This window comes from Clostridium disporicum, from assembly GCF_001405015.1.
In the GTDB taxonomy this organism is placed as follows: domain Bacteria; phylum Bacillota; class Clostridia; order Clostridiales; family Clostridiaceae; genus Clostridium; species Clostridium disporicum_B.
The window spans coordinates 1-11,454 of sequence record NZ_CYZX01000036.1; the positions used below are offsets into that span (position 1 = coordinate 1).

General features: G+C 38.2%; 13 protein-coding genes. All 13 read right to left on the minus strand.

The features are described from left to right. Nucleotides 1-74: 74 nt before the first annotated feature. Nucleotides 75-953, minus strand: coding sequence for an ABC transporter permease (locus ARA56_RS15775; RefSeq protein WP_084759082.1), 879 nt, complete (start codon nucleotides 951-953; stop codon nucleotides 75-77). Then, nucleotides 946-2,586 carry an ABC transporter substrate-binding protein gene (locus ARA56_RS15780; protein ID WP_055268418.1) on the minus strand — a complete coding sequence of 547 codons (1,641 nt, stop codon included), beginning with the start codon at nucleotides 2,584-2,586 and terminating at the stop codon, nucleotides 946-948. The genes ARA56_RS15775 and ARA56_RS15780 overlap by 8 nt, the downstream gene beginning before the upstream one ends. A 206-nt stretch (nucleotides 2,587-2,792) precedes the next feature. Continuing rightward, the gene (locus tag ARA56_RS15785; RefSeq protein ID WP_055268420.1) at nucleotides 2,793-3,365 is read right to left on the minus strand and encodes a class I SAM-dependent methyltransferase; all 573 of its coding nucleotides are present in this window, start codon (nucleotides 3,363-3,365) and stop codon (nucleotides 2,793-2,795) included. Continuing rightward, nucleotides 3,358-3,891: an ECF transporter S component gene (locus tag ARA56_RS15790; protein WP_084759084.1), complete on the minus strand. Its 534-nt coding sequence runs from the start codon at nucleotides 3,889-3,891 to the stop codon at nucleotides 3,358-3,360. Before ARA56_RS15790 ends, ARA56_RS15785 begins: the two co-directional genes overlap by 8 nt. A 254-nt stretch (nucleotides 3,892-4,145) precedes the next feature. Then, a complete protein-coding gene (locus ARA56_RS15795; RefSeq protein ID WP_055268424.1) occupies nucleotides 4,146-4,505 on the minus strand; it encodes a metal-sensing transcriptional repressor in 360 nt (119 codons plus the stop codon). Between the two features lie 298 nt (nucleotides 4,506-4,803). Further along, on the minus strand, nucleotides 4,804-5,553 hold the full coding sequence (locus tag ARA56_RS15800; RefSeq protein WP_055268426.1) for an ABC transporter permease: 750 nt from the start codon (nucleotides 5,551-5,553) through the stop codon (nucleotides 4,804-4,806). Continuing rightward, nucleotides 5,546-6,460, minus strand: a complete 915-nt coding sequence (locus ARA56_RS15805) for an ABC transporter ATP-binding protein (RefSeq protein ID WP_055268428.1) — start codon at nucleotides 6,458-6,460, stop codon at nucleotides 5,546-5,548. Before ARA56_RS15805 ends, ARA56_RS15800 begins: the two co-directional genes overlap by 8 nt. A gap of 157 nt (nucleotides 6,461-6,617) precedes the next feature. Beyond that, the gene (locus tag ARA56_RS15810; RefSeq protein ID WP_187361739.1) at nucleotides 6,618-6,956 is read right to left on the minus strand and encodes a hypothetical protein; all 339 of its coding nucleotides are present in this window, start codon (nucleotides 6,954-6,956) and stop codon (nucleotides 6,618-6,620) included. A gap of 208 nt (nucleotides 6,957-7,164) precedes the next feature. Beyond that, nucleotides 7,165-8,787 (minus strand): recombinase family protein, encoded by a 1,623-nt coding sequence (locus tag ARA56_RS15815; protein ID WP_002334812.1) that lies wholly within the window; start codon nucleotides 8,785-8,787, stop codon nucleotides 7,165-7,167. 99 nt (nucleotides 8,788-8,886) lie between these two features. Beyond that, nucleotides 8,887-9,081, minus strand: coding sequence for a hypothetical protein (locus ARA56_RS15820; RefSeq protein WP_002334813.1), 195 nt, complete (start codon nucleotides 9,079-9,081; stop codon nucleotides 8,887-8,889). Nucleotides 9,082-9,153: 72 nt separating this feature from the next. Further along, nucleotides 9,154-10,098 carry a MobV family relaxase gene (gene mobV, locus ARA56_RS15825; RefSeq protein WP_002334814.1) on the minus strand — a complete coding sequence of 315 codons (945 nt, stop codon included), beginning with the start codon at nucleotides 10,096-10,098 and terminating at the stop codon, nucleotides 9,154-9,156. 183 nt (nucleotides 10,099-10,281) lie between these two features. Beyond that, nucleotides 10,282-10,677: a replication initiator protein A gene (locus ARA56_RS16530; protein ID WP_002588752.1), complete on the minus strand. Its 396-nt coding sequence runs from the start codon at nucleotides 10,675-10,677 to the stop codon at nucleotides 10,282-10,284. Nucleotides 10,678-10,788: 111 nt separating this feature from the next. Beyond that, nucleotides 10,789-11,202 carry a cysteine-rich VLP domain-containing protein gene (locus ARA56_RS16535; RefSeq protein ID WP_002588751.1) on the minus strand — a complete coding sequence of 138 codons (414 nt, stop codon included), beginning with the start codon at nucleotides 11,200-11,202 and terminating at the stop codon, nucleotides 10,789-10,791. Nucleotides 11,203-11,454: the final 252 nt, after the last annotated feature.

Here is an 11,454-nt window from a genome sequence, read left to right on the forward strand (position 1 = left end):
CCTTTCCCATAATGGACACATCCTTTCTTAACTAAATATTATTTTACTTAGTTCGATTTAATGTGTCCACTACTTTATACTAACACCAGAACATCTCCATTTAGTCCAGCAGCTGTTGTTGCCGTACCTAATCCTGGGTAAGAAAATACTGTCTCTGCTAATGCCATTCCTCCAAAAAGTTCGCTGAAAGATGAGAACTGTTCTGTAATTGCTGGCAATGCTATATTCCTTACTCCATGCCTCATAATTAACTGAGTAGTACTTTCTCCTCTTGCCTTTGCAAAAAGTATAAAATCACTATTTAATATTTCTATTAATTTTTGTCGTGTAAATAATGTTATTTTTCCTATACTTAAAACACTTAATGTGAAAGCTGGTAATATAAGATGATATATTCTATCCCCAATGGTTACATCTGACGCTAATTTTCCCATTGGGGCTGCTAAGCCTATAGGAAACCAGCCTAACTTAACTGCAAATAAACTTAAAACTAATAAGCCAATCCAAAACGTTGGTGCTGATTGAAGTGTAAGACAAAAAACTTTTATAATCTTATCAAAAATACTACCTTTATATACACCAGCTAGAATTCCAATTATAAATCCTAAAACACCTGAAAACAGCCAAGCTACCATCATTAGAACTATTGAATATTGGAATCTTTCTAAAATTACTGTACTAACCGGTTGTTTAAATGTTATTGATGTTCCTAAATCACCTTGTAATACATTTTTTCCCCATGTTATAAATCTTTCCACTGGAGGGTCATTTAACCCCCAGTGTTCTGCTATTTCATCTTTTGCCTCTTTTGAAAGTGTAGATTCTGTTCCTACATATGATGTTAATGGGTCTATTGGGGATGATGTAACTAAAATAAACGCTATAATACTAACTGCAATTAAAAGTGATATCATCCTTAAAAATGTTGAACCTATATACTTTAATCTATTCATTAACCTTCCAATCCTTCATATTACAAATAATTGGTGAACCATGACCATGAGGATGAGCTATTTGAGTATCTACTGAAATATCAATAGAATCATTAACAAAATAACTATGCTCAATATTTACTATATATAAATAAGGATAGTCTTCTGCTGAAACAGCTTGTACTTCTTTCCACTTTTTAATTGCATCTTCTTGATTATTAGAATCTATTGCTTCATCTATTAATTTATCTACCTCTTCATTAGAATATCCAACTGTATTGTCATAAGCACCAACTAAGAATAGTTCTGAATAAAGTAATGACTTTAATACTGTTGGACTATATTGTCCCCATCCCCATACTATTCCAGCTGTATTAGCCTTTGCAGTAAGTTCATCCCATGTTCCTTGTTTTGCATTTATAGATATACCTAATTCCTTTGCATCTTCAGCAACTGCAACTGCTAATAAGTAACGTTGTTGGTCACTAGATGGTGAATATACATCAAATTCACATTTTACTCCGTCTTTTTCTCTAATTCCATCTCCATCTGAATCAACCCATCCAGCATCTTCTAAAAGTTTTTTTGCTTCTTCCCTTTGATTATCTTCATAAACTAAAGGATTTCCCCAAGTTAAATTATTAGTAAACCCAGTAGCTGGTTTTCCTATACCATTTAAAGCATTATTTATTATTGATTCTCTATCTATTCCTATACTTAAAGCTTTACGAACTGCAACATCAGAAGTAACATTATTCCCTACTGTTACTTCATTCCCATCATGATTCTTAACTACTTGTTCTGGTATACATGGCAAACTAATATTACGAACATCCATTGTTTCAAGATTTTCTATATGCATTCCATCTATTTCTTCAAGCGCATAATTTGGCGCTACCATAACTATATCTAATTGACCTGATTTTGCATTTGAAAATGCAGCTTCATTATCCATCTTTACAAAAGTTACTTGCTTAATTTCTGGTGCTCCTTCATAATAATCTTCATTTGCTTGAACTATTATTTGTTGGTCTGTATCATATTGAATAACTTTCCACGCTCCTGTACCAATTGGATACTTATCAAATGTTTCACTATCATAAGCATCACTCGGAACAATACCTAATAAAGCTACCGAATCAAAGAATGGAGAGTAACTTTCTGATAATTTAAATTCAACTGTATAATCATCTAGAGCAGTTACTGATTCCAATCTTGAAAGATCTACATTTTCATTATTTCCTTGATTTTCTTTAACAGTCTCATAAGTAAAAACTACATCTTCTGCTGTAAAATCTGAACCATCATGGAATTTAACTCCTTCTCTTAAATTAAATGTATAAACTAAAGAGTCATCACTTATTTGCCAATCAGTAGCTAAGTCCCCTTCATATTCTGACTCTGAATTAACCCTTGTTAATGCACAATTAGTAAAAGAATATCCATAGCTCATTGCTCCCTTAATTGGGTCTAAACTTCCTTCAAATATATTAGTTCCAACATATGCAGATATACTATCTTTAGCTTCAGTATTAACTACTACTTCTGTATTATCATCTGTATTTTTACTTGTTCCTTCACTAGCATTGTTACACCCCACAAACATTAAACTCATTGCAAAAATTAAAGATAAAGCAATACTTCTTTTTCTCAACTTATTTACCTCCTATAATATGTTTTAAATTGCTACGTTACTGAAATTTTATCATTTGTAATTTTTTGCCACAAGCTTGGTGGGGGGTTGTTTTTTTATATTTATTTAAAGTTAAAATTATATTCAATAAAAAAAGAAACTATCAGCTTGAGCCGTAGTTCCTTCTTATAAATATATTTTAAGCTTAATTATTAATTAATATGATATTATTTCTTTATAGCTTCAATGTAATACATTTCTTCATTATCTATTGTCTTCTCTGTTACTAAGTATCTATTTATTATCTTAACATTTTCATCAGTTGATAAAAGTATATCATCTTTAACTGTCTCACTTGTAGAATGAACGTGATTTACTTCATCTCTACTTTGAGAATGAGCTATAATTACTTTACCTCTTGGATTTAATAGTTTAGATAAATGCTCAAATAACTTTTCTTTTTCTTTAAAATGAGGATAAGCTGAGTAAATAAAAATATAATCATATCCATAATCATTAAATTCCATTATATCGGATACAACAAACTCAACATTTTTTCCTTTATATTTTTCTTTAGCTACCTCTATCATATTTTCCGATATATCTAAACCTACTAACTTTGATGGTGATTTTTCTAATAAGTAACTAATTAATATTCCAGTGCCTGTCCCTATATCAAGTATCTTTGATTCTTTCTTTATATCAGCTAAATCTAATATCTTCCTAATTTTTTTATCGTCATGATGACACATATCATCCCATTTATATGCTAGTTCATTAAAAAATTCTCTATTATTCATTTGCTACCACTTTACCTTTATTAGCATATTCTAGTGCTTTTAATATTGCAGGTATAAGTATTAATTGTATAATAATTCCTGGAACTGCTTTTACAAAAGTAGATGTTATAAAAGCAGCAAATACAAATCCACTTCCACCTACAGTTAATAAAACATAATTCACTATTCCAGATACTATTCTACCTACTAACATAGCACCGATTAGAGATACAAAAATATTACATTTCTTATCCTTATATAATAATCCTGTAATAAACCCATAAGTTGCTAACTCAAATGCCATTGAAATTGCTGTTGGATATAATGGTGGCATTCCTAAAAGTGCTGAATTTATAAATGGTAATAATATTCCCACAATAACTCCATACTTTTTACCTAGTATTACTCCACATAGTAAAACTGGTATATGCATTGGTAAAAATACCTGTCCTGGTAAGCTAGTTGCATGGAAAATATATGGTATTATTACACCAATTGCTAAAAATAAAGATGCCCAAACTAATTCTTTTGTCCTTTCTTTCATCATAAACCACTCCTTTTTTATTTTACTATTACCCTTTTCAATATCCTAATATATTGTATCACTTGATTTTTTTTACAACAACCTCTATATGGGGATATATTTTTACAAAAAAATATTATCTAAAATAGCTAATACATAGAATATAGATTATATTTCATTAAAATTAGATAAAAAAAATATCGCCTAATAATATTAAATATACTACTTAGGCGATATTTTTTTACTATTTAAAAATTTAAAAATAATTCTTTATTTTTTTATTTTATCAACTTAGCTAATGATTTATTTAAATCTTCAATTACCTTTTTATCTCCACATTGTATTGCATCTGTTACACATTCTTCTATATGTCCTTGTAAAATTAGTCTACTTACGCTATTTAAAGCTGATGTAACTGCAGCTATTTGATTTAGTACTTCGCTACAATCCCTTTCATCTTTCACCATACGTCTTACAAACTCTAAATGTCCTGCTGCTCTAGCTAATCTATTTGATATATCTTTTGTACTTTCATGTGAATGCACATGCTTATGCCCTTCAACATTTTTATGAGTATGGCTAAAGCTGTGCCCATCCTCACCTATATGCGTATGCTCTAATACCTCAATACTATCCATTTTTACCCCTCCCTTTTATACTTAATTATAGTTATTGATGCACTTATATTATATATTTCTTTACATTTATTGTAAATAAAGTGTTTCATATTTTTCTTATTCTTAAATAATTTGCGTAATATAATTAAAACTATAATATCAAGAGATTTTAATTGTAAAAGTTCTGATATCTCATTATTAAATAGATTTGGTAGTATAAAAAAATGAAGAATTCTCCTTATGAATTAACATCGGTGTTACTTCATAGATTCATTACCAAAAAATATAACTTTCAAAATTTCAATAAAATAAAGTATCCCTATTTCAAATCCTCTTTTTTGAAATGGCTAAATATTAATAAAAATCCAGCTATAGATACAAAGACAATGATTGCTATTGCTAAAGGAATTGGATAGCCTGTACTTTGTATTTTGCCCTCTATGAGAAAAAATGTAGCTGTCCATGGGTATAATGCTCCAAAATCTTGATTAGTAAGTGCTGCACTACCCATAACGATAACAGCTGAAGCAATCACAGGCGCAACAAATCCCTTTGTTTTTTGAGCTATATAAGCAAATGGGGAAACCGTTAAAAACATTAACATACTGCCAAGTAAAAATTTCAATAACCATTCGATAGCAATGACTAAGTTATATCCATTCATTCCAAAAACAGCATGATATATTCCAGATAAAATAAGTATACCTGCCCATGTTACAAAGGTAAGCATAGCAATCCAAAGTAACAAGGTACAAAACTTGCTAAGCAGTAGCTTTGTTCTTGAAATCGGTATTAGCAGTATAGTTTTTAATGTATTTTCTGTATACTCACGACTGAATAAGTAGGCAGTTATTACCACATATATCATCATATTGGTTAAAAGCATCATATACAGCAAACTGTTATCATAAACGTTAGCCAGTGTGAAAACACGCTCTGGATGTTCAAAGTGAGTTTGCAAGGATTCTATAAACATCATAAATGGCGTAGACATAACACCTAAAATACTTATAAGCACCATCTTTGAATGCTTTAACTTTAATAATTCGCAGTAAATAATATTAAGCAATGCTGCCACCTCCAATCAATCCTGAAAAATAATTCTCTAGGTTTTCCTCGTCTATATTTATTTTTGTTACCAACAGACCATTCTCTACGAAAGCTTTATTGATTTCTCCTGAATTATGAGTGAAATCATAAATTTTTATTGTATTACCTTGTATAGAGTAGTCTTTAATCTGATAGTGATTTTCTAATATTTTTGCGGCTATTTCCACATTAGACAATTCAAATTCAATATATCTACGATTTCGCTTCTGAAGCTCTGCCATGTTAACTTCTTCTATTAAGCGACCTTCGTGCATGACACCAATAATATCAGCAATCTGTTCAATCTCATTTAAAACATGACTTGAAATTAAAATAGTAGTACCTTTACTATGACTTAGCTCAGACAGGAACGAGCGAATTTCAGAAATACCAATAGGGTCAAGTCCGTTTATAGGTTCGTCAAGTATCAGTAGTTCAGGTTCATGCATAATTGCTGCTGCAATACCAAGTCGCTGTTTCATACCTAATGAATAATCAGCAAACACTTTCCTTGTTTCCTTTTCTAACCCAACAACTCGAAGTGCCTCCTGTACAGAATCTTTACTAAGCTGTCCTCGCAATTTAGCAATAATCTTCAAATTTTCATATCCTGTCAAATTACTATAAAAACCTGGTGTTTCAATAATAGAACCTATTTTTCCGTAAAGACTATGAGTGTGTTCCTTATAATCTGTACCGAATAATCGAATTGCTCCTCCTGTCGGATAAACAAGCTGTAACATCATTTTCATTGCGGTTGTTTTTCCCGCTCCGTTTCTGCCAAGTAAGCCGTAGATTTTGCCTTTTGGCACATGAAGATTGATATTATCAACAACGGTAGTTGTTCCATATTGTTTAGTAAGATTTTCTGTTTCAATGATATTCATATATATCTGTCCTCTCTGTTATTTTGTATGTTGTGTTGACCACAATTTTATTATCTGACCTTATATCATAAAAACCAAGAAACCTATCGTCACAATAGAAAATAGGCCCTGACACTTTTCGTGTCAGAGCCTATTTTCAAAGGTTTATGCTGTTTTTTCACTTTATTTTACTCTGCTTAAACAGTACAAATATTTTCGTTATAAAAATCAAAAATAGAAATGTTGTCACATATGGTTCTCTTGCCATAGCAAAAAAGCAGGTTGCCACAACTCCTAATACTACAGAACATTTTGTGATGTAGTTGCACCATAACTCTCTATCAAGTCGGATGAATATAAGTTTAGCAATACCAATACTAATCAAAGCAACAAAAATAATCCAATAAATTGCAAGATTTATTGGTGTAGAGTCTGTAAATGATATTAGGTTAACGGAATAGATATAATCTCCTACTCGTTTTCCATATAGAGGCAAAATAATAAATACAATCGCCATCAAATCCAGTACTGCACCAAGTATATTGTAAATCTTCTCCATATTAGAACTATTTTCTGTTTCTGCAATATTGATTAGTTCTTCCCCAGATAACAATTCATCAATAGAAACAGAAAATAATTTAGATATACTTTTTAGCGATTCAATGTTAGGGTAGCCTTTTCCCGTTTCCCTTAGTTAAAGATATTGTTGGGTATCTCAAGATGTGTCATTCGATTTTGCCGATAAAGCGGTAGAAGATTTCCACTTCCTGTTCCCGGCTTCCGTCCTCACTTTTGACCGCTTCATGGACAAGGATTTTTTCAATCAGCGTATTCAGAAGTTCAGCCGTCAATTCTGTGGGATTGACATACTGTTTCATCAGACCTATCCACTTTTCAGCGTCAACCGCTGTCTGGGCGGCGGTCTCCATCGCTTCGTGAAGCCGTTCAATTTTTACGTCCAATTCTCGCTGTTCGCCCTGATACTTTTCGGACAGCATATTGAAATTGTATTCTGTAATGCGTCCGGCAGACCAGTCCTCATACATTTTTGCAAACAGGGTGTCTACTTCTGCTTTGCGCTTTTCCGCCTTTTTCAGTTCGGCTGTCTGCCGCTTCCTTGCAGTATTGCGTTCCTTGTCGCTGGCGTTAAGTAGCCGTTTCAGAAGTTTGTCCCCATCCTGCTGTGCCAGCACAGACCAGTATTGCAGACGGGAAAGGACATAGGCGTAAAGCACATCATAGCGGATATAGTGCATGGAACACTGGTGCAATCCTTGCCCGTACTTGCTACAATGGTAGTGGGCATAGGGATTTTTGTTCTGGCTGTTCATACCATAGGCCAGCGACCAGCCGCAGTCCGCACATTTTACCAGCCCGGAAAATATCTGTGTTGTGCCGTTCTTCTGCCGTCTGCGCCTGTTGCAAATCTGCTCCTGTACTTGACGGAACACATCTTCGGAAATAATCGCTTCGTGGGTGTTCTCCACACGATACCATTCCTCTTTTGGCTTGCGTACTTTCTTCTTGTTTTTGAATGAAATGTTGGTCTGCTTATTGTGGACGCTGTGTCCGATATAGGTTTCCTCTTTCAGAATACTTTTCACCTGCGCTATCGTCCACGCATAGGCTTTTTCCTCCGGCGCTCCGGCATAGATATTTGCGAAAGTGCCGTATCTCTGGAAATTCAGCCAGCCGGGAGTAGGTACTTTTTCTTCGACCAAAATCCGTGTAATGCTGGCGGCTCCCCGGCCATGAACGGCAAGGTCAAAAATCTTTTCGATAATCCACCTTGTTTCCGGGTCAATCAGAAGATGGCCTTTCTTATCTGGGTCTTTGACATAGCCAAGCGGAGCATAGGCTCCATAGTGTGCGCCATTTGCGAACCGTGTCCGCATGGCCGCCTTTACCTTTTTGCTGGTCTGGCGGGCGTGCATTTCATTCAGAATGTTGAGGAATGGGGCAAGCTCATTCTCTCCGTTGATGGTGTCCACATTGTCATTGACAGCGATATAGCGGACGCCTTTGCTGGGAAAGTAGATTTCCGTGTACTGGCCGGTCAGAATGTAGTTTCTGCCTAAGCGGGATAAATCCTTCGTAACAACGCAGTTGATTTTCCCGTCCTCAATGTCATCAATCATTCTCTGAAAATCCGGCCTGTCAAAGTTCGTTCCAGACCATCCATCGTCGATATATTCATCTATGACATTCAGGCCATGCTCGGCGGCATATTGCCGGAGCATCATGCGTTGTGTCTGAATACTCCCGCTTTCTCCTTGCAGTTCATCGTCCCGGCTCAATCTCATATAAAGCGCCGTGTTGTAAATCGTAGTATTGTAAGGTTGTTTCACCGTAAAAATCCTCCTTCTAAAGAAACAACCCACGCTTACAATACTTTTGCTCTATGGCAATTATATCATAAGCGTGGGCGTGTTATCAATGATGGGCTATCAGGTTGAAGCGGCTTTTTCTGCGGTATGCCGCACCACATCTACAATCAGATCACCGAGGGGCTTCCCGCCTGCGGCGAAGTGTTCGGAGATTTTTATACGGTTGTTCCCACATACAAAATACTGCGTGCCGTTCTCTGCTTGTATAACCTGCCCTGTTCGGGGTGTAAAAATATCGCTTTCACTTTTTGCCATCCAGTGTCCTCCATATTCAGTTTTCAAGGTACAATGCCGCACAGAGGCGGCGAAAATTTCTGCTTATATCTATCACCTTTCCTTTACCGTGTGCCGCTGCTGACGTTTCAGTTCCGCCAGTATATCCGGCGGGATACGGTCAACCAGCCGCTGTAAATTGTCCAGTTCGCTTTTCAGCTTTGCCCGTTCCATCGTATCTTTCATCTTTCCTTTTTCGCTGGCCTTTGCCCTTGCTTCCAACTTCTCATTCTCCGCCAGCAGGTCATTGATTGTGACCTTGTACTTTTTCAACTGCCCGGAGAAATTCTCCATCTGCGGGAACCACTTTTTCAGCATGGAGAGGGCTTCCTCTTTTTTCTTTCCGGCGTTCAGCGGGTTAATGCCGTCCAGTGTGGCTTCAATGGCTCTTGCCTGCCGGGAGAGGGAAACCGCCTGTTTGAAAAGCCGGGTGGGGATATGCTTCCGGCCTGTCCTGCTGGCGCTCTCCCCACGCTCCAAGTCAGGATATTTCTCCACCATATAGGCGTGAAAATCGTCCTGCCACTTCGTCAGGTTTGCCCGGTTGCCGATAATCTCCTTTGCACACAGGCGGTTGTCCTTTGTCAGCGGAACAAAGGTCAAATGCAGGTGGGGCGTTTTCTCGTCCATGTGTACCACCGCCGACACGATATTTTCCCGTCCTACCCGGCCAATGAGGAAGTCCGCCGCCCTCTGGAAAAACGCCTGTATCTCCTTTGGGGATTTCCCCTTGAAAAACTCCGGGCTGGCAGTTACCAGCGTATCGACAAACCGTGTGCTGTCCTTGCGGGTTCGGCACCCGGCCTGTTCAATGCGGTTTTGAATGAAATGATAGTACCTGCCCTCTGGCTTGACGATATGAAAGTTGTACTTGCTCCGGCTTGTGTCAATGTCGGGGTTGCTGGCGTATTGTTCTTTCTGTCTTTCGTGATGGGCTTCCAGCGGCCTTGCCGGGTTGCCCTTGTGCTTCTCAAACCGCAAAATTGCGTGTTGTGCCATTCTGCTCCTTTCCCCATTCCTTTCCTATCCGGGGTTTTCCACAGGGAAAATCCCGCAGAAATTAGCTCGGATAGGATTGGAATGGATAGAATATAAATAAATCTTTTTAATCTTTGTATTTCTATATACCGTCCGGTTTTCGTACTTCCGGGGAGTGATTTCCTCACTTCATAAGTACGGTTTTCAGCCCTCCGGCGTACCAGAACCGGATTTCTTGAAGTCGGTGTTTGGAACCGCTTCATAGGATTTTGGGAAAATGCGGTTGGGTTTTCCACAGCCCTGCTTCTGGATCTCCACCAGCCCGGCGTATTGCAGTTCCCGCAGGGTGTTTACCGCTTTCTGCCGCCCACAGTGGAGCAGGTCAACCACCTCGCAGATGGGATAGTACAGATAAATCCGTCCGCAATCATCCGCCCACCCATTCTTGCGGGATAACTCTGTCCGGCGCAGGATAAAGGCGTACAGAACCTTTGCCTCGTTGGACAAGGGCTTGAATGTGGGGGCTTCAAAGAGGAAATTCGGGAGCCGGGTGAAGCTGAACGCCTTTTCCGGCTGATGGATATAGATGGTATTTGTCATAGTGCGTTTTGTGGACGGTTAGAAGCCCGTTTTCCGGGGCGGGCGATACTTTATACCACCAGCCCCGGTTTGGGGCTTGCGAAGCCTGATAAATCAAGGCTTTTTTCGCTCCTAACTGTCCACAGCAGACCTCCTTTTCCGTTCACTTTCTGTTTTCTGCCGCCTGTGAACTCTGGCGGCACAGCCGGGGCAGTATTTTGCCCGGTTGGATTTGGGGACGAACACACCGCCGCAGACCTCACAGCGTTTCAAGTCCTTATCCCGGAAAATCTCCGCTTCCAGCGTCCCGTCCAGCGGCAAGACCGCCCAGCGGAACCACTTACAGCAGACCGAGAAAGAAATCGTCTGCGGACAGGTGCAGGTGTCCCCATCGTCAAGGACAATGCAGTTGCCGTCCTCACAGCAACAGCACTCCCGGCGTATCAGGCTGGCCGCCTGTTTTCTCTGCGCCGGGGTCATGCGGTAAAGGGAACCGTCCGGCCTGCGTTCCAGCGGCGGCAAGTCTTTATAGGGGTTATCTCTCATGCGTTCCCTCCATTTTGCTTTCCGTTGCCGTTCTCCCCGAAAAGGTTTCCTGCCCCATTCCTGCGGCGTGTTCCGGCGTTGGCACGCTCCTCGCAACTTCGGGACATTTTGTCCCGAAGTCCGACTCCTTGCGGTGCTTCCCCAGCCGGGGTATTCCTTTTCGGACGGTTGGTGTTAGTATAAAGTAGTGGACACATTAAATCGAACTAAGTAAAATAATATTTAGTTAAGAAAGGATGTGTCCATTATGGG